Origin of the sequence: Janthinobacterium sp. 17J80-10, from assembly GCF_004114795.1 — a bacterium.
Classification (GTDB): domain Bacteria; phylum Pseudomonadota; class Gammaproteobacteria; order Burkholderiales; family Burkholderiaceae_D; genus Paucimonas.
In genome coordinates this window covers 2284813-2306683 of the sequence record NZ_CP035311.1, presented here as the reverse complement: position 1 = coordinate 2306683, position 21871 = coordinate 2284813, and the positions used below count along the sequence as shown (strand labels likewise).

Below are 21871 nucleotides of genomic sequence, written 5' to 3'. Positions count from 1 at the left end.
CCATAGATCCGATGACTGATTCGACAACAATGCACAATAACGACGCCTACGACGACAGCACCGATGACGCTTACGATGATGTCAACAACGACATTGCCATCATCGGCATGGCTGGCCGGTTTCCCAAGGCCGACAATATCGACCAGTTCTGGGCCAATCTGGTCAGCTCGACCGATTGCATCACACGCTTTTCACGCGAGGAACTCGAGCGCATGGGGGTATCGCAGGCTGCGCTGGATGACCCGAACTTCGTTCCCGCCGCTGGCTTTATCCCCGACCAGGACAAGTTCGACGCGCATTTTTTCGAAATGAATCCGCGCGAAGCCGCCAACCTGGACCCGCAGCATCGTTTTGCGCTCGAAGTGGCCTGGCAGACGCTGGAACATGCCGGTTACACGCCGGAATCGGTCAATGGCAGCATCGGGGTGTTCGCCGGCGTCAACATGAGCACGTATTTCATCTTCAACCTGCTCAAGGGCGACGAAGCCACGACTGCCGGCGATGCGCTGGATACCCAGATCAGTGTCGACAAGGACATGTTCGCCTCGCGCATATCCTACAAGCTCAACCTTAACGGGCCCAGCATTGCGCTGGGAACGGCCTGCTCGACGTCGCTGGTGTGCATCCATTTGGCTTGCCAGAGCCTGCTGAACGGCGAGTCGAAGATGGCGCTGGCCGGCGGCTCGCATCTTGCCACGCCCAATTGCACCGGCCACATCTATCACCAGGGCGGTTACAGCTCTCCCGACGGCTATTGCCGGGCATTCGACGCGAAAGGGCAGGGCACGGTCGGCGGCGCCGGCACCTGCTTCGTGCTGCTCAAGCGCCTGGACGATGCGCTCGCCGACAATGACACGATTTACGCAGTGATCAAGGGCTCTGCCGTCAACAATGATGGCTCCGAAAAGATCGGCTACACCGCGCCCAGCATCGTGGGGCAGACCAATATCATCGCCGAGGCGCAGGCGGTCGCCGGCGTGGAGCCGGACAGCATCCGCTTTATCGAAGCGCACGGCACGGCTACCGAACTGGGCGACCCCATCGAATTCACGGCGCTCACGCGCGCCTTCCGTCTGCAGACGGAAAAAAAGAATTTTTGCGGCATCGGCTCGGTCAAGTCGAATATCGGGCACCTGGGGATGGCAGCCGGTGCGGCCAGCGTGGTCAAGGCGGCACTGTCGCTCAAGCACAAGGTGATTCCGGAAAGCCTGAATTTCGAAAAGCCGAATCCCAAGCTGGATATCGACAACAGCCCGTTTTACGTCATCGACAAGCTCGAACGCATCGAAGAAGGCGAGTATCCGGCGCGCGCCGGCGTCAGCTCGCTGGGCATTGGCGGCACCAATGCGCACGTGGTGCTGGAAGAACCGCCGGCAACCGAATCGTCCGGCAGCCGCGCCTGGCAATTGCTGCTTCTGGCGGCAAAGACACCGTCAGCGCTCGATCGCATGTCGGAAAACCTGGCCGACTGGATGAAAAACAATGCTGGCGAAAAGCTGGCGGATGCCGCCTATACGCTGCAAGTCGGGCGCAAGGATTTCGCTTTCCGCCGCGCCTTCGTGCTGCAGGACGACAAGCCGCCGCGCCTGGCGGGACAGGTCGGACCTGCCAAGGGTTTCAGTGGCCGCGCTGCGGACAAGAAGCGCAAGGTCGTCTTCATGTTCCCCGGCGGCGGCACCCAGCACGTGGACATGGCGCGCGGCCTGTACGAACAGGAGCCGGCATTCCGCGCCAGCCTGGATGAATGCGCGGCGCTGTTCCGCCGAAAGATGGGGCTGGACCTGGTGGGCCTGATCTACCCGGATGCCGCGCGCGCCGAAGAAAATGCCGCCATCCTGCAAAAACCGAAGAACTTCTTTGCCGCGCTGTTCGCGGTGGAATACAGCCTGGCGAAGCTGTGGATGTCCTGGGGCGTGAAGCCGGATGTGCTTGTCGGCCATAGCCTGGGCGAATATACGGCCGCCTGCATCGCCGGGGTCTTCAGCCTCGAAGACGCGGTCAGCCTGATCTGCTGCCGTGGCGCGCTGTTCGAAAAAATCGAAAAAGGCGCCATGCTGAGCGTGACCCTGCCGGCCGACGAGGTACGGCAGCTCTTGATCGATGGCGTGTCGATTGCCACCATCAACGATCCGGGCCGCTGCGTGGTGGCCGGGCGCCTGGCGCCGATGCAGGCGTTCGAAAAAATCCTGGAAGGCCGCGAGGTCGAATACAAGCGCCTCCTGATCGATACCGCCGGCCATTCACCGATGGTAGATCCGATCCTGCAGGACTTCGGCCAATTCCTCTCCTCCATCAAGTTCGGCAAACCAAGCATTCCGTTCATTTCGAACATGTCCGGCGACTGGGCCGATCCGGCGGAAATCGCCACTGCGGCCTACTGGAAAAACCATCTGCGCCAGACCGTGCGCTTTTCCGACGGCATCGCTACGTTGCTCAAGGATGAAAACACGGTGTTCGTCGAAGTCGGCCCCGGCAATGCCCTGTGCAGCTTCGTGCGCAGCCAGTTGCCGCCGAATTCACCCAGTGTGTTGCTGAACAGCCTGCGCCACGTGAAGGAAGAAAAGGATGACCAGTGCCACTTGCTGGAAACCCTGGGCAAGCTCTGGCTGAGCGGCATTGCCCCGGACTGGAAGGCATTCCACGGCGATGAACAAAGGAAGCGCATCGCCTTGCCGGGCTACCCATTCGAGCGCAAGCGCTACTGGGTGGAAAACCGTAAGGCAGCAACCCAGTCGGGCGCCAAGTTGCCGGTGGCGGACTGGTTCTGGCAACCCGCCTGGCGTTTGCAGGAGATTGCGCCCGCGCCCCCAGTCAGCGCGGCGGGCGGCTTGCAGACGGTGCTGGCATTCGTCGACGGGCGCGGCATTCTTGCCGCGGTGGCAGAGCGCCTGCGCATGCAGGGCGCGCGCGCGATCACGGTCACGCTGGGGGAATCCTTTGCCGAAGCCGGCGAGCACCAGTACCGCATCAATGCCGCTGCTCCGGGCGACTACGTCACCTTGCTGCAGCATTTGCGGAAGCGGCAAGTCGAAGCGGATGCCGTGCTGCATGGCTGGAGTCTTGACCGCCCGGAAGGGGAGGCGCAGGGCTATGTCAATTGCCAGCTGAGCTTTGTCTACCTGGCGCAGGCGCTGGATGCCTGCCTGCCATCCCGGGCCGTATCGATTCTCGCCGTCACGGCAGACCGCGAAGCGGTGCTCTCGGGCGACCAGGTCGACTGCCTGCAGGCGCTGGTTGCCGGGCCTGCCCGGGTGATCCCTTACGAATTCCCGCATGTCCGTTTTGCCACGCTCGATATCCATGCCGGCAGCGGCGAACCGGCCAGTGCCCATCTGACCGATGCCGTCGCTGCCGAGATGCGCCGCCTCGTTGCTCCGCTCGGGCAGCAAGATGGCGATACCGTTGCCTTGCGCCACGGCTTGCGTTTTGTCCGGGATTTCATTCCGATGGAGACCGCCGGGCCGGAACTGGACCAGCTGCCGCTGCGCCAGGATGGCGTCTACGTCATCACCGGCGGCCTGGGCGGCGTGGGTCTCGCCCATGCGCAGGCGCTGGCTGCAGTGCGTCCGCGCCTGGTGCTGCTGCAGCGTGCCGCTTTCCCGGCGGAGCAGGACTGGGATGCCATCCTCGCCGAGGCTACCCAGGATGCCGTCCTCAAGGAACAGATTCGCAGCATCCGCGAATTGCGCGCTGCCGGCGCCCAGATCCTGCTGCTGCAGGCCGATGTGACGGACGCCATCCAGCTTGCCGCAGCGCTTGCCCAGGCAAGGGCCGCCCTTGGCCGTATCCATGGCCTGGTGCATTGCGCCGGTTATGGCGAATTCGTGCCGCTGCGTGAAACCTCGCGTGACATCATCGAAGCGGTGCTGGCGCCCAAAGTACGGGGTACCCGGAACCTGCTGGACGCGCTGGCGGAGGACAAGCTCGACCTGGTGCTCCTGTGTTCCTCGATGTCGGTGGCCACCACCGGCTATGGCCTGGCTGGCTATGTCGCCGCGTGCGCCTATCTCGATGCCGTGGCGCAGTCGCACCGCATTACCGCAGGCGATGGCGGCGCCACCCGTTACCTGTCGATCAACTGGGACGTGTGGAGCACGCCGCTGCAAACTGCGCGCGCCAAAGGCGACCCGGCACTGTTGCAGCGCCTGCAGGAAAACAAGACGGCAATCCTGCCGCGCGAAGGGGTGGAAGTAATCCACCGCGCGCTCGCCAGCGGCAAGCCGCAAACAGTCATCTCGACCGTCGACTTCCAGCAATTGCTGCGAAAGAACCGCAAGCTCGCCGATGCCATGGCGGAGGATGGCGACGCCGCCGAAGCACAAGCCGATGGCGCCACTGCAGACAGCCTCGCGCTGTACGAGCGGCCAAGCCTGTCGACAGAATATGTCGCGCCGTCGAGCCCGGAAGAAAAGCTACTTGCTGCAATCTGGCAAGAGACGCTGGGCATTGCCAAAATCGGCATCCATGACAATTTCTTCGAACTCGGTGGCGAATCCCTTCTGGGCGTAAAAATTGTCGTCAAGGCCAAGAAAATGGGCTTGCTGGTCGACCCCAAGCAGATGTTCGCCACGCCCACCATCGCGCAGATCGCCCAATCCCTGAATAAATCGCCCGCGATCGTGGTCGAGCAGGGCGAGGTCAGCGGCGCAGCGGTGTGCGCGCCGGTGCAGCAGCAATTCCTGGATACAGCCTGGGCCGATGCCGACCGCTGGAACGTCGGTTTGCTGGTCGACGCTGCAAAGCCGGTGGCGCCCGAAGCTTGGAATGCAATCGTAGCCGCGCTGGTCAGTCATCACGATGCCTTGCGCTCGCACTTTGTCCGCAGCCATGAAAGCAGCGCCTGGCAGCAGGTTTATCCGGAGCTGCAGGCGGAGCATCATGCCGACTATGCCGACCTGTCGGGCATCCCGGCGGACGCCCTCGACGCAAGCATACAGTCGCATTGCCAGCGTGTGCAGGAACAGATGCACATCCAGGGCGGTCCGGTGTGCAAACTGGCCTGCTTCAAGCTGCCCGACGGCGGCGCCAGGCTGGCGATCATCGCCCATCACCTGGTGATGGATGCGCTGTCGCTGGGCGTCGTTCTCGAGGATTTAACGACACTGGTCGCTGCCGGCGAGGGTGTCAGCGACCTGGCTGCGCTATTGCCGCCGAAGACGTCGTCGTACAAGGCATTTGCCGAACAGCTGGCCGTTGTGGCCAATACCGATGCATTGGCTCCTGATATCGCCTACTGGCAGCAAGCTGCCGGACAAATCGGCAGCAACGCCGCGCAATCGGCGACGACTTTGCCGGAGGATTTTTCGAACGGATCAAACCGGCAGCGCGATGCGCATACCCTTGCCACCCGGCTCAGCGCCGAGGCAACGCAAGCCTTGCAGGAAGCTGCACGTGCCACAGGCGTCAAGTTCAATGAGCTGTTGATCGCCGGGATGGCCAGGACGGTGGCCGACTGGCAAGGCAGCACAAATGTCGCGCTCGACGTGGTCGGCCATGGCCGGCCTGACCTCGACGGGCTGGATCTTGGCCGCACGGTCGGCTGGTTCGGCAGCGGCGCACCGCTATTCCTGCAGCTGCAGCCGCAAGCCTTGCCGGCACAACTGCTTGGCATTAAGGCGCAAATCGATGCCGTGCCGCGCCAGGGCCTGAGCCTTTCCTGGCTTACCAATCTCCATGACAATGCCGATCTGCGCGCGCGCCTCGCCGGATTGCCGCGACCCCAGGTATCGCTGAATTACCTTGGACAGGTCGACCTTCCCGCCGGCGGTCAGGAGTGCGCCATCGATGCCTTGCGGGGCGCCGACAACCACCGCCTGTACCAGCATGAAATTGCCGCCTTGATCCAGGATGGCTGCCTGGAACTGAACTGGACTTACAGCACCGGGCGCCAAACGGAAGCCACTGTCCGGCGCCTGCTCGACAATCTGGCCGAGCTGCTGCAGCAACTCGCGCATGCCGACTGGACCGGGCTGCATGCGGCGCACCAGCGCAGCCACCTGCCGGATGCCACCCTGGCGCAGCATGGCATCGTGGCTGCGGACGTGGAAGACTGCTATGCCCTGACTGCACTGCAGTCGGAAATTTACCACCGCTATCGCGCTGGCCAGCGCAGCAATGTCTCGCAAGCGCTGTCCGTCATGGAAGGCCCGCTCGACCGGCAGCTCCTGCAGGCAGTCTGGCAAGCGCTGGTGGCGCGCCACAAGGTCTTGCGCACGCGTTTCATCGAAGATGACCATGGCGTGCCGCTGCAAGTCGTTTGCCGCCATGCGGACTTTGCACTGACTGCGCTGGATTACTCGCATCTTGATGAAGCAGCGCAACAAGCAGCCGTGCAGGCACTGATGGCGGAGGATCGCTGCAAGCCTTACGACCTGACCCGGGCACCGGCACTGCGCCTGTATCACATCACGCTGGCGCCGCAATCCGGGCGATTCGCGATTGTGCTGTCGAACCACCAGATCATCCTGGATGGCTGGACTTCCAGCCTGGTGAGCAAGGATTTGCTGGCATGCCTGCTTGCCATGGTCGGTGGCGCCGAGGTGCCGCCACTGGCGGACCATGCCGACTTCGGCCAGTATGTCCGCTGGCTGGCGCAGCGTCCGGCCGCCAGCGACGAAGCGCACTGGCGCAAGGTCTTTTCCGGCTACCGACCCACCGATCCGCTGGCGGCACTGCCGGTTTGCAGCCCGGTGCCATCTACAGGCGAAGACCGCTACGCCAGCCACCAGCTGACGGTCGATGCCGCCTTGCTGGACCGTATCCAGGAATGCGCGCGCGCCAGCCAGACGACTGCCAATGCTGTCTTCCAGGCGGCCTGGGCGCTGTCGCTGGCCCAGGTCAGTGGCAGCCGCGATATCGTCTATGGCGTCACGGTCTCCGGGCGCAGCGCCGACTATGAAGGTATCGCGGAAGTCGTTGGCCAGTGCACCAATTCGCTGCCGGTGCGGCTTGCCGTCGATGCCGCCGCCAGTGTGACGCAACTGCTGCAGGCGGTGCATGGCGCCAATGCCGATGCGCAAGCGCATGCGGGCCTGCCTCTGGCGCGCATCGCCGAATTGCTGGAGGGGGAGGGTGCTGCGCCCCTGTATTCGAGCAACTTCATCTTCGAAAACATCCCGCGCGCAGCGTCCGGGGAGGGCGCCTTGCCGATCCGTTCGATCGCCGCCGACTGGGTCGATGGCTGGCACTTCCCGTTACGGGTATTCGTGGTGCCGGAAGAGCAGACCTGGGTGCGCTTCGCATATGACAACCGCCGCTTCGCCAGTGCTGATGTCCTTGGACTGGCCGGCCGCTACCACCGCAACCTGGCCAGTATCGTCGCTCGCCAGGGCCAGCCAATTGCATCGTTAATGGGGGAATAAACCATGTCTGCCATACTGAAAAACATCCAGGAATCTGCAGGCCGTCCGCAATCCTATGGCTTGCAGGAATACGGCACGCCAGGCGTCGTGCCGGAAAGAATGCAGGCCTGGGTGATCGAGAAAGACCGTTTCGGCGAGCCGCTGCAAGCCCTGGTCGAGCGCACGGTCCCGGTGCCGCAAGTCGGCGACAACGATGTGCTGGTGCGGGTGATGGCCGTGGGCGTCAATTACAACACGGTATGGGCGGGACTGGGGCAGCCGATCAGCGTCTTCAACCTGCACGATCAGGATTATCATGTACCGGGGTCGGATGCCTCCGGCATCGTCTGGCAGGTCGGCAAGAACGTCAGGAATTGCAAGGTCGGCGACGAAGTCATTGTCACGTGTTTCAAGCAATGCCTGGAACACGGCAATGGCGGCCTGAACAACCCCAACTTCACGTCTTTCGACCCGATGAGCAGCCAGAACCACGCCATCATGGGCTATGAAACACCTGACGGCACCTACGCCCAGTTCGTCGCAGTCCAGGCCCAGCAGATCTTGCCGAAGCCGAAGCACCTGGCCTGGGAAGATGCCGCATCCTATATCCTGACCTATTTCACCGCGTACCGCATGCTGATTACCCAGGCGCAGATCAAGCCCGGCGAACTGGTGCTGATCTGGGGCGGCGCCGGCGGCCTGGGTACCTATGCCCTCCAACTGTGCCGCGAAGTCGGCGCTGACGCGATTGCAGTGGTGTCCAGCGAGGAAAAAGGCAAGTTCTGCATGAAACTCGGCGCCATCGGCTATATCAACCGCACCGAATTCAAGGGTTACGAAGTCACCGATACCGAGTTCAACCATTATGAAACGGCCGCCAACAATGCCCGCCGCAACCAGATGATGAAGGCGATGGGCAAGCGCATCTGGGAAATCTGCGGCCAGAAGCGCTCGCCCGACGTCGTCTTCGAGCACTCCGGGCGCGAAACCTTCGCCACGTCCGTATTCCTGGCGGCGCGCTTCGGCCGTATCGTGATCTGCGGCGCCACCACCGGTTACGAACTCAGCTTCGACGTGCGGCACTTGTGGATGCACCAGAAGCGCATCCTTGGCTCGCATTATGCGAACTTTCTCGACTGTCGCCAGGCCAATACCCTGATCACCAAGCGCAAGGTGGACGTCATCAACAGCCGTACTTATGCCTACAATGACCTGCCGCAGGCGCACCATGACCTGTACAACAACAAGATTATCGGCAATGCAAGCGTGCTCATCATGCCGGGCGATATCGCCGGGATGAAGACACGGGAAGAAATCGAGGAGCGGTTTTCCGGTTGAATCCACTGGCGCAACGCACAACAAAAAACCGCCTCTACGGCGGTTTTTTTTATGCCGTGACCAGGCAAGGTACGGCGCATGGTTGCGCTTTCGCGCTGGCCGCGACAAGAGCCAATCGACAAAAAATCCCCCGGTTGCTTCCAACCGGGGGATTTTCTGGACTGTGCGGAACGCCCTGCGCTTAGTTGCAGGTGCCGATCGCGTAGGTGTAGGTGCCGGTCTTCTTCAGCGTGGTGCTGGTGAAGGTATTCACGAATCCCATGTACTCGTTCGAACCGACTACACGTGCAACACCCCAGAAGCTGTAGGCGCGGCCAGCCAACACGTGTGCATAGTTACTTGCCGTGTAGCAGACTGGCGCCGTGCCAGGTGGTGGCGGGGGCGGCGGTTCAACTGGCGGCGGTGGCGGTGGCGGCGGGGTCACCGGACCATCCTTGACAGTGGTCGTGGTGGTGGTCGACGTCGTGGTAGTTGTCGATGTCGTCGAAGTGGTCGATGTCGTCGAAGTGGTGGTTGCGTTCGGATCGCGCTCTACACGCAGGTTGTTCTCGAAGAAGAACTTGGTCACGTAGGCAGGATAGTTGACGTGGGTGTAATCCACCCAGGTACCACCGCCGCTGCCGCCTGCACCTGCCGGCCATGCGTGCGCCATGTCGGTTGCTTCAATATAGGAGACGCGGGGACGGTTCTGGTTATCGTTCCAGACCTTGCCAACGCTCTTAACTTCGGTAAAGCTGCCGCCGTCAAAGGATGCACCATAAGCGACCTTCATCCCGTCACGATTAGCCCAGGAGTGGGTGGGGTCGACTGTCGTGTCCCTGGAGCCGTTCACAACCGAAGTCAGTTGCGTCAGCAGTGCAGTGCTGTTAGGGCCGGCGTACGCCTTGCAGTCATTTGCGATTTGCTGCGGCGTGCGGGCTGCCTTGGAGCCGACGCCGGCATTGGCGGCGGTGTTCAGCGCGGGGCCGGTGTTGATGCCCATGCCGGCAAAAACGTCGGGAGCGACGCAACCCAGCGTGACGACAACGCCGCCGCCAGAGGAAAGGCCAGTCACATAAATTTGTTTCGGATCGATATCCAGGCCAGAGCGTGCCTTCACTGCATCGATCAGTTTGAGGAGAATCGCTTCATCACGGGTGGTACGGCTATGGTTTGCACCGAACCAGTCCCAGCAGCCAGAATAGGTGCGCGTGGCAGTCGTACCGGAGGGCACGGTCGGCGCAACGACGACCATACCGTACTTTTCAGCGGTTTCTTCCCAGTTATATTTTTTATTGATGACGTTGCCCGATGCGGTCATGGCGCAACCATGCAAGGTCAGCATCAGCGCACGGCCCTGGCCAATCGTGGCCGGCGCGGTATTTTTCGGGACATACGTGTATGCGTCCTGCAAGCCAAACAGCGTGGTCTCTTTCACCCATGTGCCAGTGCCTGGGGTCAGCGCAAAGGCGGAAGCCGATGCTCCGGCCACCAGCAGCGCTGCCAGGGTTTTTAATGTCATATTAGAACGCATTGGTCGTTTCCTTGTTTATATTTAAGGGAATTGAAACTTATTGTTATTAAAATAATAAATATCAGTTATGCATGACGGAGTGATAATAAAACAAGTCGTCCATATCTTTTTTTCAACATGGTATTTTTACTATGTTTGCGGGACTGGTATTTCGGCCAGTCAGTGCGATCAAGGTCCACAGTCATCCAGATTATTCAGATTATTCAAGGATTTACACCCCGGGCGCGCGCGAAAGTTAGCTTCCTCCCCTGTCGGAAATCGGAGACAGCCTCGATGTTTGTGGATTGTCAGCGCCCGGCAAGCGATCTTCCCTAAACTGAACGTTTATTGCCCGGCTAGTGCAGGCAGGTATACCCGTCCGCTTTACTTTTTTAATGCGGACGCAAGTCGGTTCGCATCATTTCTAATCATATAAAGTGAACGTGAAACTTACGGGATGAGAGAACATTGCATAATTGTCACCAGATTTTCGCATGACCAGCCTGGATTCCTGGATTTTTCTTACCGGATCAGGGCGCTGGCCAAGCAATATCAGGTTTCCGTAATCAGTCATGCGCCGCTGATTGATCCGGCTTTGCTGATGGACGGCATCGAATACATCGTTCTACCGCACGGCGAGGGCCGTAAAGGCTGGTGCCAGTACATCCTTGCCTGCGCCCGATTGCTACGGGCGCGACAGCCCGCCTGCGTGGTCCTGTTGCATTCCCTCCTGGCGCCAATGGTGTGGCTGCTCGGGCGGATTCCCACGGCACTTTACTGGAATGAACATCCGAGCCGCTTCACCGCATCTCCCCCTTCCCATCCCATGCTAAAGCGCATGGCACGCAAACTCGCCTTGCGCTGGCTGTTCTTCGAGCCAGCACGCCGCGCAACGCTGGTCATGCCAATCGGCGAAGCGCACCGTGACGACTTGCTGGAACAGGGATGCGCTCCGCATCGTGTCAAGCTGATCTACATGGGGGTCGACAAGGCTTTCGCGGAACGGCTGCCCGAGCAGCCGGTAGCGGCGGATTCTCCCCTGCGCCTGGTCTATGTCGGTACGGTCAGCAAGCCGCGTGGCCGTGACCTGATGCTTGAAGCAATCAGGCTGGCCAATCGGGAAGGGGCGGTGGCACACCTCACCTTAATCGGCGCCAGCGATGAGGAAGTCGCCTATTGCCGCCGCTATGCCATCCGGCTTGGCATTGCCAGCGCAGTCACTGTCTGCGGCCGAGTTTCTGGAACAGAAATTCCTGCGATTATGAAGGCAGCGGATGCCGGATTGTGCTTGTGGGAAGACCAGCCCTGGTGGCGCTTCAACCCGCCCACGAAGCTCTTCGAATACCTGGTGTCGGGGCTGCCTGTGCTGGCCAGCGACATTCGCACCCATACCCAATATGTTTCTCATGGCCGCAACGGCCTGATTTTCAAGTACGACAGTTTCAGTCTCGGCAAGGCCATTCGCCACCTGGCCAGGCGACGCCGGGAATTGCATGAAATGAAAACCCGCGCCCGGATGAGCGGAAATCAATACCTCTGGGAAAGAATCGAGCCAACATTTCTGCAGGCAATCCGGGCCTTGCATCTGGATGCCGGCGCCCCTTGCAAGAATGCCCGCTCCCGCTTTGACGACCCCATTACTTTGCAAGACCGGCCATCCAGCGAAATGCATTGAAATATCTGCCGCAGCAACAAGTGGCAGCCAGTTATTCCTCCGCCGCTTGGATTCCACCGCGGCGTCCAAGCGCTTCCTTGACTGCACCGCCAAGGTTTTGCAGCAATTCCGAAAAATCGATCAGGTAAATTTTCCAGATTGGCTGGGTGGCGTAATGCGGCCCATCGCTGACACCAACTTCGATCGGGTGGTCTGCATGGGCATACGTGCCAAACAGCCTGTCCCACAAGGGCAGGGTGCCGGAAAAATTCTTGTTGATATGATCGGGTGATAGAGAATGATGCAGCTTGTGATAAACGGGATCGATCCACAGGAACTGTCCGATCCAGCCATAGCTGATTGACTGATCGGTATGGCTCATGAATCCCTGAAAGAGCACGAGCGCGAGGTACGCAAGCACGAATTCCAGGGGGGCTCCGAGCAGGATCATGGGCAAGGTAAAGAAAAGCGGCGTCATGAGCACCTCGGTAAAATGCTTGCGCGTTTCGATCAGCACGTTGTAATCCGTCGCTGAATGATGGAAGCGATGAATCGGCCACAGGAGGGCACTGTGCCAGAGGCGGTGTTCCCAGTAGTTGCAGAAGGTCGCGATCAGCACGAACGCCAGGATCGCCAGAGGATAACCGGCCAGACGCTCGAATAACACAAACAGGCTGAATTCGGATGGCATGCCGTCCCGGACCAGGTAGTCGAGCAGCAGCGGGATGCCCAGGGTGAAAGCGATCTTCAGCAACGCCATTAACTTGTGCAGATGGCTCAGGATAAAGCCATACAGGTCGATTCGGCGCGACTTTCTCCAGGCTGTCAGGCGCATCAGGAATTCCCGCTTGTTCAGCGCCAGGCCGAATTCCACCAGCAGCGTCAACAGCAAGGGCAGCAGTTTGACGCCGGCCTTGAGCAGGAACAGGAAAACGCCGGCAAGACTGGCTTCTGCGGCGCCGCCAGGAGCATGCGATCTGAAATATGACAGGCCGGCCAGGAGCAGGATGGCGGCAGCGGCGAATACCGAGAAATTGCGCAGATGGGTCGATATCGTGCTTTGGGAATCGCGCATGCCTGTCTCCGCTGACGGGGAAACTCGCTTGCTCCCCTTGTGTCAACAAGCTTGCCTGATTTCAATCGCGGGCATACTGATTGGCCTCAAGAAGCCACGGGCGGTGTCGGCAAATATGACGGCAGTGTTGCAGGTCAGCTACCGGCCGGTTTGATGGGGCGGTATTCCAGCGCCGGCGCTGGCGGCAAGCCGGTGGCCTCAAGGATTTCATGCTCGTCGAGGGTTTCGCGCGCCAGCAGGGCGCCCACCAGGAGGTCGAGTTGCATTCGATGCTGTTCCAGCAGCCGCCTGGCCTGCGCATGGCACTCATCGATGATCCGTAATACTTCTGCATCGATGCGGCGCGCCGTGTCCTCGCTGATGTTGCGCGAGCCGCCAAGCTCGGTGCCGAGAAACGTGTTTTCGCGTGGCGCCAGCTGCACCATGCCGAGTGCGTCGCTCATGCCCCAGCGCGTCACCATGTTGCGGGCGAGTAGGGTGGCTTGTTCGATGTCGCTTTCGGCGCCCGTGGTCTTGTTGCCAAAGACGATCTCCTCTGCGGCACGGCCGCCCAGCATGCCGACAATCCGCGCGCGCAGGTAGGCTTCCGGATAGTTGTAGCGGTCGGTTTGCGGGCGCTGGTAAGTCACGCCCAGCGACTGCCCGCGCGGCACGATGGTCACACGATTGACCGGGTCGGCGCCAGGCACGACCAGGCCGAGAATGGCATGGCCGCTTTCATGATAAGCGATGCGCTCGCGATCGGCATGCGTCAGCAGCAACGGCCGTTCAGGCCCAAGGACAATCTTTTCCAGCGCATCGATGAAATCCTTTTGATGCACTTCGTTTTGCTCGCGCCGTGCCGCCAGCAGCGCAGCCTCGTTGACCAGGTTCCTGAGGTCGGCGCCGGAAAGGCCAGGCGTACTGGCGGCGAGATCCATCAGGCTGGCGTCTGCAGCCAGGGGCACCTTGCGGGTATGCACTGCAAGGATGGCTTCGCGGCCGATTCTGTCCGGCAAGTTGAGCACCACGCGCCGGTCAAAGCGACCGGGCCGCAGCAAGGCCTTGTCGAGCACGTCAGGCTGGTTGGTCGCCGCCAGAACGATGATGCCCTCACGGCTGGAGAAGCCATCCATTTCTGTCAGGATCTGGTTCAGGGTCTGTTCCTGTTCGCTCGATCCGCCCAGTACGACCTGGCCCCTGGCGCGGCCGATACTGTCGATCTCGTCAATAAAAATGATGGCGGGGGCATTTTCGCGCGCCTGCTTGAACAGGTCGCGCACGCGTGCGGCGCCAACGCCAACGATCATTTCAACGAATTCGGCAGCGCTCATCGAAAAAAAAGGCACGCCGGCTTCGCCGGCGACCGCCTTGGCCAGCAATGTCTTGCCGGTGCCGGGCGCGCCAATCAGCAAGACCCCTTTCGGCGCGGCGCCGCCAAGGCGCGTGTACTTGGCGGGATTGCGAAGGAAGTCGACGATTTCGATCAACTCGTTTTCAGCTTCGTCGATGCCGGCGACGTCGTCGAAGGTCACCCGGGCATTGTTTTCCTGGTCGTAGCGGCGCGCCTTGCTTTTGCCGATGCCGAACACGCCACCGCCCAGGCCGCCGCCAGTCTGCGCCATCGTACGCCGGTATAGCCAGACGTAAAAGGCAATCAGCAGGATCGCCGGCCCGAAGCCGAAGAGTAAGGTAGCCCAGCCATTGCCACTCTGGATAGGCACGGCGCTGATCTCGACGTCGTGTTCGATCAGGAATGCTTCCAGTTCAGGCCCGACAAATTGGGGCAGGGTGGTGGTGAAGGTATGCGCCGTGCGCGGCTTTGGCAGGGCGCGGCCACGCGTTGCGCCACTCTGCTCATCGGGGCCTGGCCAGGTTACCGGGGCCGTAAAGCGCCCTTCGATGCCTGCTCCCTGGCTGAAAATCGCGGTGACATTTCCTTTGGCAACTTCGGCCTTAAAAACCGTATAGGGAATGGTGAGCGGCTCGTCCTGCACTGGAAACAGGAAACGCATCAGCAGGTAGTTGGCCAGCAATACCCCGAGAAAGACCAGCCAGGCCTTGCGCGGCAAGCCATTTTGCCAGTTGTTGTCATCAGGCGCGGGGCGATTCCCGGCGGGGGAGCCGCGCATGCCACGCTCATTGCCGGATTGTTTGGGCCATGCCATGTTTTTCCCGCGACCAATGCCTGTACGCACAGTATGCGCCATAGCAGTCCATGGGACACTAGTGTAGCGTCAATTTTTCACGCGATAGCAATATCCTGTCGATCATATTGGAATTGAGGAAGCTCAGTTCATCCCCATATCCTCAACGCTACTCTAGGGCAGGCAAACTTATCTTTCTCCCCGTGCACCTGGTCGACATCACGATGTTCTATGCCACCGAAGGCGGTGGCGTGCGCTCCTACCTGAACGCCAAGGCACGGTGGCTTGCGCGTCGCAGCCGCATCGAGCACACCATTGTCAGCCCAAGCATCCGCGCCGCCGAACACGACCAGGCTGTGCTGGCGATTCCCGGCCTGCCGATACCGGGGATCAGAGGTTATCGCTTGCCGCTGTCGATTGGCTCGGCGTATCGCGCACTCGAACGCCTGCAGCCGGACCTGATCGAGGTCGGCGATGCCTCAACGTGCGCCTGGGCGGCACTGCGCATGAAGCGCCGGCATCATATCCCGCTTGTGGCGTTCTATCACTCGGACATGCAGCATCTGATCGGTTGCCGCTTTGGCTCGCTGGCCCAACAGGCGGCGCAAGCGTATCTGCGGCATGTTTATCAAAAATTCGACATGGTGCTTGCACCAAGCAATTTGATGGTTCAGCAACTCCACGCAATGGGATTGAACAATGTGCGCCACCAGCCACTTGGGGTGGATACCTGGGTTTTTTGCCCGCAGCGGCGCGATGCCACCTTGCGTGCGCAATTGCGCTTGCCGCCAAACACCCGCCTTCTGGTCTATGCCGGCCGTTTTTCGCCGGAAAAAAAGCTGCTGCTGGCGATTGAAGCCGTACGCAAGCTGGGCAAACCCTATCACCTGATACTGATCGGCAGCGGTGAAGAGTTGCCGCGGACGCGACAAACCACCTACATCCCGTTCATGCGGGATCCCCGGTTGCTGGCCCAATTGATTTCCAGTTGCGATGTGTTGCTACACCCCGGTGATTGCGAAACTTTCGGCCTGGTGATTCTGGAAGCCATGGCATGCGGCTTGCCGATCGTGGGGACGAGCGCAGGTGGTGTCGGCGAACTGGTGAGCGAGCAAACCGGCATTCTGGTGCCGCCGAACAGTGCGGCAAGCCTGAGTGAAGGCATCGAGGCAGTTTTCCGCACGGATCTTGTACAGATGGGAAACAACGCGCGCCAAATTGCGACCAGCCAGTACGCATGGGACCGGATCGTGCCACAATTGCTGCGTCTTTACGCCGGCTTGCTGGCAACGAATCAACGCGAGGAACTGGAAGCGGAGGCGGGAATCGCCTATGGTGCCAAGTGACATGAAATCGCTGTGCGTTTCCATTCATGATGTGGCGCCAGCCAACTGGACCGAATGCCAGCGTTTGCTGGAAACGGTACGCTCGGTTGCCGATATTCCGCTCACGCTTCTGGTCATTCCCCGGTATCACGGCCGCCAGGGCAGTCCTGCCGGCTACGAACGCATGCTGGAGAAACTGCTGTCCCAGGGACATGAGCTCGCCTTGCATGGCTATACCCATCTGGACACCCTCCCGGTTCGCGGCAGCCTGTATAGCCGCATGCTTCGGACGATCTATACCCAGCGCGAAGGCGAATTTGCCGCTCTGGATCCTGCCGAAGCGCGTCAACGCATTGCCATGGGATTGGCATGGTTCCGTCAGCGTCAATGGCCCGTGCAGGGATTCATCGCGCCTGCGTGGTTGATCGGAGCGGGGACATGGTCAGTCCTGTCCGAATTCCCGTTTGAATACACAACCACGTTAGGGCGCTTTTATCTTCTGCCACGAACGAATTTTTCCAATGGACGGGATTGGATTGCTTCGCCGAGCCTGGTCTATACAGCTCGCAATGCAGTTGGCCGCCTGCTTTCGCCACAATGGATCAATCTTCTGAGCCTTTTTCTCAGGAATTCACCGCTGGTCCGGCTTAGCCTCCATCCACGCGATGCGCACGATCCGGCCTTGCTGCGGCATACCAGGAAATTACTCAAACAACTTTTGCTGGATCGCGATGCCGTCACAAAGGCAACGTTTGCGCATCAATGGCGCATCGGGCAAGAAGCGAAGGTCATCACCCTCGGCAAGCCGTCGCAAACTTCCCCCTGATCACACAATGTTCCGTTGACAAGCCGAATGCACTCAAGCAATTGAATACAGCAAACCAACTGTCTGGTAAAAGTGTACCTTTTTCATGGGTACAGTAAGTGCTATTGTGACCTCGGCAACAGGGATCGAAGCAACTGGATGATGGAGACAAAACAATGATCGGACCGGAACATTACCGACTGCAAGACAAGGTCGATTACCAATGGCATGTTCCCGAGCGTTTCAATATGGCACGGGAAGTCTGCGACAAATGGGCAGACGGCAGTGGCAGGCCGGCACTGATCTATGAAGACAAGGCCGGCAAGGTCACGACGTATACCTTCGACCAGATCAAGGCACTGTCGAACCAGCTGGCAAACACGCTGACCAGGGCAGGACTGCAGCGCGGCGACCGCATCGGCATATTCCTTTCGCAAGGCGTCGAAACGCTGATATCCCATATCGCTGCCTACAAGATCGGGGCCATCACGGTGCCGCTGTTTTACCTGTTTGGACCCGATGCCATCAGCTATCGCCTGAACAATAGTGCTGCAAAGGTGTTGATCACCGATGCCGCCGGCATGGGCAAGGTCACTGCGGTGCGCGATGAATTGACCACGCTGCAGCACGTCGTGTATGTGGAGGAGGCCGACGAGGAAGTGCCGGATGGCGCACATGGCTTTTGGCGCAGCGTGCGGACAGAGTCTGTGGAATTCACGACACTCGATACACTGGCCGATGACCCAGCCATCATCATCTATACCTCGGGCACCACCGGCAAGGCCAAAGGCGCCTTGCACAGCCATCGCATCCTGCTTGGCCATTTGCCCGGCGTCGAAGTCTCGCACGATGGTTTTCCGCAGGCTGGCGACTTGTTCTGGACGCCCGCCGACTGGGCCTGGATTGGCGGGCTGTTCGATGTGCTCATGCCTTCGCTCTACCACGGCATCCCGGTGCTGGCAAAAAGGCTGGAAAAATTCGAGCCGGAAGCCGTTTTTGATCTGCTGGCGCGCCACCAGGTACGCAATGTATTTTTCCCGCCAACCGCACTGAAGATGTTGCGCGTCGTTGAAACGCCGCATGAGAAATGGCGCTACCGCTTGCGCTCCGTCGCCAGCGGTGGCGAGTCCCTGGGCAGCGACCTGATCGCCTGGGGGCAGCAAGTCTTTGGCGTCACCATCAATGAGTTCTATGGCCAGACAGAATGCAACCTGGTCGTGTCGTCCTGCGCGCCGCTGTATCCGCCCAAGTCCGGCAGCATGGGCCGGGCAGTTCCGGGGCACGACGTGCAGATCGTCGACGACCAGGGAAATATCCTTGCCGCCGGAGCCACCGGCAATATCGCGGTGCGCAGTCCCGACCCGGTCATGTTCCTTGGCTATTGGCAAAACCCCGAAGCGACCAGGGAAAAATTCGCCGGCGAATTCCTCGTGACGGGCGATCTCGGCTCGATGGATACCGAAGGTTACATCACTTACCTCGGCCGCAACGACGATGTCATCACCAGCGCAGGGTACCGCATCGGCCCGGCGCCGATTGAAGAATGCCTCATGCGCCATCCGGCGGTGAAGCTCGCTGCGGTCATCGGCGTAAAAGACGAGGTCCGGACCGAAATCGTCAAGGCATTCATCGTGCTGCGTGACGGATTCTTGCCATCGCAAAGCCTCTTCAAGGAAATCCAGGGGTTCGTGCGGGACCGCCTTGCCGCACACGAATACCCCAGGGACATCGCTTTTGTCGATGCCTTGCCGACCACGCCGACGGGCAAGATCATGCGCCGCGCTTTGAAGCAGCAGGAAGAATCCGGCGCGGGCACCATCGCCCAATAAAAAAAACGATTCAATTCAAGACTTGCAGTAAACCATCCATACAAAGGAGACAAAATGCAATTGAACAAAACCAGAATGACATGCCTCATTGGCGCGGCATTTGCCGGACTTGCCTTTAACACCATCGCCAGCGCCCAGGTGTCAGGCGACGTCGTGAAAATCGGCTTTATTACCGATATTTCGGGCACCTATGCCGATATCGACGGCCCCGGTGGCGTCGAAGCCATCCGCATGGCGATCCAGGAAATGGGCGGCAGCATCAATGGCAAGAAAATCGAGGTGGTATATGCTGACCACCTCAACAAGGCCGACGTTGCTGCCAGCAAGGCGCGCGAATGGTTCGACCAGCAGGGCGTGGATGTCCTGATCGGCGGCACCAATTCCGCCACCAGCCTGGCGATGGCCAAGGTCGCCACTGAAAAGAAGAAGCCATTCTTTGCAGTCGGGGCGGGCAGTTCACGCCTGACCAACGAGGAATGTTCGCCTTACACGGTGCACTATGCCTACGACACCATTGCGCTGGCCCGCGGCACCGGTGGCGCAGTCGTCAAGCAGGGTGGCAAGTCATGGTTCTTCCTGACCGCCGATTACGCCTTTGGCGCTTCGCTGGAAAAAGACACGGCTGACATCGTCAAGGCATCGGGTGGCACCGTGGTCGGCTCGGTCAAGCACCCGATCGCCGCTTCGGATTTCTCGTCATTCCTGCTGCAGGCACAATCCTCCAAAGCGCAGATCCTGGGCCTCGCCAATGCGGGCGGCGACACGATCAACTCGATCAAGGCAGCCAATGAATTTGGCGTCGTCAAGACCATGAAGCTGGCCGGACTGCTCATGTTCATCAACGATATCCATTCGATCGGCCTGAACCAGGCCCAGGACATGTACCTGACCGACAGCTGGTACTGGGACAAGGATGATGCAAGCCGCACTTGGGCGAAAGCATACTTTGCGCGCATGAAAAAAATGCCGTCGAGCCTGCAGGCCGGCGATTATTCTGCGGCCTTGCAATATCTCAAGGCCGTCAAGGATGCAGGCACCGACGATGCCGACAAGGTGCTCGCGCAGATCCGCAAGTCGAAACTGAACGACATGTTCGTCAAGGATGGCGCTGTGCGCCCGGATGGCCGCATGGTGCACGACATGTACCTCATGCAGGTGAAGAAGCCGGGCGAATCGAAGTATCCCTGGGATTACTACAAGTTGCTGCAGACGATACCCGGCGACCAGGCATTCCTTTCCAAGTCCGAGAGCAAATGCGCGCTATGGAAGTAATGAACAGGCTGCGGCATTAAACTGCCGGGGTGACGTCAGGGGGGCGGCTGGATGCCGCCCCGTTTTCTTGGGTCGAGCCATTCCGGAAAAGCGATCTTGTATACTCGAACCAAGGATATTGCCGGACAATGCGAAAGTGAAAACAAAAGGTAAAACGCTCGTTGCCAGCATCAGCGACTCCATCGAGCGGCAAATTGTCGAAGGCGCGATTCGGCCGGGTGACCGGCTGCCTTCAATCCGACAATACGCCGTCATGCATCATCACTCCATTAACACCGTCGTGAGCGCATTTGAAGTCCTGGCTTCAAAAGGCTTGATCAAGCCAAAAAGAGGCTCCGGCTATTATGCCGTCGAGCGCACTATTCCTGACGCCGAGGACGAGTCCAACTCGCTTGAACGCGCGATGGATATTGTCTGGCTGATGCGCGAGCAGGTGCGCCCGATCGCCACGCATTTGCCGTCGGGCGATGGTTTTCCTCCAGTGGAGTGGCTAATCGAGAACAAGCTTTCACGCTACCAGCAAAGGCTTGACCGGGCAGGGCGCAACTACCTGTATCGCTACGGCAGTCGCCATGGTTATCTGCCGTTACGCCAGCATATCGTGCAAAAGCTCGCGCATCTGAGAATTGATGCAAGTCCGGGTCAGATCGTGCTCACCCACGGCGCCAACATGGCGCTCAACGCTGTCATCCATTATTTCCTCAAGGCCGGCGACGCGGCACTGGTCGACGATCCTGGCTACTATCCGCTGTTCGGCAAACTGAAACTGCATGGCGCTCGCGTTGGCGGGGTGCCGCGCCAGGCGGATGGTCCCGACGTCGCAGTCCTTGAGGAAAGGATCAAAGCCACCAATGCACGGTTGTTTTTTACCCAATCGGTCGGCCATAATCCCACCGGATCGGACATTTCGCCGGCCAAGGCGCATCGGATTCTGCAACTCGCCGAGAAATACAACCTGGTCATCGTGGAGAGCGATCCGCTGGCGGATTTCCATAAGCCCAGTGCGACGCGCATCTCGGCACTGGACCAGTTATCCCGCACCATTTATATCGGCACGTTCTCGAAGTCGCTCGCACCGGCACTGCGGGTGGGATTTTTGGCTTGCAGCCCAGACCTCGCAAACGATCTGGCTGATGTCAAAATGCTCATGCATGTCAGCACATCGGAGTACTGTGAGCGCTTGGTGGATGCTGTGCTGGCGGATGGGCAGTTCCTTAGGTACGCGGTGCGGCTGCAGGAACGCGTAAGGCAAGCCAATGGCGCAGCAGGCGAATTTCTGAAGTCAAACCGTGCCGAGATTTTTTGTGAGTCGCCACAAAGCCTGTTTATCTGGGCGAGGTTTCCCGGGATTGATAACGCAAGCGATTTGGCGCGCGCAATGTTGAAACGCAACGTGGCACTGGCGCCAGGCGCCATTTTTTCCGTGGATGGGCAGGCTTCGAGTGCCTGGTGCCGCTTCAACGTCGGCCATGTGCTCAATCCCAGGTTTCAGGAGGCGTTTGTGCCGGAGATACAGCAACTTGCCGGGGCTGGAAAGTGATGCCTAGCGGGCTGGAGGATGTTTTGGGCTCGAAATTGGGCGGTACGAAAATATATAATATTTCGCATAATTTAT

11 protein-coding genes are annotated in these 21871 nt (G+C 59.9%); 8 read left to right on the top strand and 3 right to left on the bottom strand.

All coding sequences use genetic code 11. From position 1 onward, the window contains the following. Nucleotides 1-29 precede the first annotated feature (29 nt). Both EKL02_RS10355 and ccrA read left to right on the top strand, forming a co-directional pair. Nucleotides 30-7361 carry a type I polyketide synthase gene (locus EKL02_RS10355; RefSeq protein WP_164932008.1) on the top strand — a complete coding sequence of 2444 codons (7332 nt, stop codon included), beginning with the start codon at nt 30-32 and terminating at the stop codon, nt 7359-7361. A gap of 3 nt (nt 7362-7364) precedes the next feature. Further along, nucleotides 7365-8678: a crotonyl-CoA carboxylase/reductase gene (ccrA, locus tag EKL02_RS10350; protein ID WP_128901971.1), complete on the top strand. Its 1314-nt coding sequence runs from the start codon at nt 7365-7367 to the stop codon at nt 8676-8678. Nucleotides 8679-8859: 181 nt separating this feature from the next. On the opposite strand, the gene EKL02_RS10345 is transcribed toward ccrA, so the two are convergent. Then, nucleotides 8860-10179 carry a PHB depolymerase family esterase gene (locus tag EKL02_RS10345; RefSeq protein ID WP_164932007.1) on the bottom strand — a complete coding sequence of 440 codons (1320 nt, stop codon included), beginning with the start codon at nt 10177-10179 and terminating at the stop codon, nt 8860-8862. A 448-nt stretch (nt 10180-10627) separates the two neighbouring features. On the opposite strand from EKL02_RS10345, the gene EKL02_RS10340 reads away from it, so the two are divergent. Continuing rightward, the gene (locus tag EKL02_RS10340; protein WP_128901969.1) at nt 10628-11845 is read left to right on the top strand and encodes a glycosyltransferase family 4 protein; all 1218 of its coding nucleotides are present in this window, start codon (nt 10628-10630) and stop codon (nt 11843-11845) included. A 31-nt stretch (nt 11846-11876) separates the two neighbouring features. On the opposite strand, the gene EKL02_RS10335 is transcribed toward EKL02_RS10340, so the two are convergent. Together EKL02_RS10335 and ftsH are read right to left on the bottom strand one after the other, a co-directional pair. Further along, entirely contained in the window at nt 11877-12899 is a 1023-nt protein-coding gene (locus EKL02_RS10335; RefSeq protein WP_128901968.1) for a sterol desaturase family protein, read from the bottom strand. Nucleotides 12900-13033: 134 nt separating this feature from the next. Further along, on the bottom strand, nt 13034-15046 hold the full coding sequence (gene ftsH / locus EKL02_RS10330; protein ID WP_241687687.1) for an ATP-dependent zinc metalloprotease FtsH: 2013 nt from the start codon (nt 15044-15046) through the stop codon (nt 13034-13036). A 182-nt stretch (nt 15047-15228) separates the two neighbouring features. Here ftsH and EKL02_RS10325 point away from each other — a divergent pair, with 182 nt between their 5' ends. The 5 genes from EKL02_RS10325 to EKL02_RS10305 all read left to right on the top strand — a co-directional run bounded on the left by EKL02_RS10325 (nt 15229) and on the right by EKL02_RS10305 (nt 21796). Continuing rightward, nucleotides 15229-16371 (top strand): glycosyltransferase family 1 protein, encoded by a 1143-nt coding sequence (locus tag EKL02_RS10325; RefSeq protein ID WP_241687686.1) that lies wholly within the window; start codon nt 15229-15231, stop codon nt 16369-16371. After that, on the top strand, nt 16358-17176 hold the full coding sequence (locus EKL02_RS10320) for a polysaccharide deacetylase family protein (RefSeq protein WP_128901966.1): 819 nt from the start codon (nt 16358-16360) through the stop codon (nt 17174-17176). The genes EKL02_RS10325 and EKL02_RS10320 overlap by 14 nt, the downstream gene beginning before the upstream one ends. 155 nt (nt 17177-17331) lie before the next feature. Continuing rightward, nucleotides 17332-18984: an acyl-CoA synthetase gene (locus EKL02_RS10315; RefSeq protein ID WP_128901965.1), complete on the top strand. Its 1653-nt coding sequence runs from the start codon at nt 17332-17334 to the stop codon at nt 18982-18984. Nucleotides 18985-19059: 75 nt separating this feature from the next. Continuing rightward, nucleotides 19060-20256: an ABC transporter substrate-binding protein gene (locus tag EKL02_RS10310; protein ID WP_241687864.1), complete on the top strand. Its 1197-nt coding sequence runs from the start codon at nt 19060-19062 to the stop codon at nt 20254-20256. A 136-nt stretch (nt 20257-20392) separates the two neighbouring features. Beyond that, on the top strand, nt 20393-21796 hold the full coding sequence (locus EKL02_RS10305; RefSeq protein WP_128901963.1) for a PLP-dependent aminotransferase family protein: 1404 nt from the start codon (nt 20393-20395) through the stop codon (nt 21794-21796). Nucleotides 21797-21871: the final 75 nt, after the last annotated feature.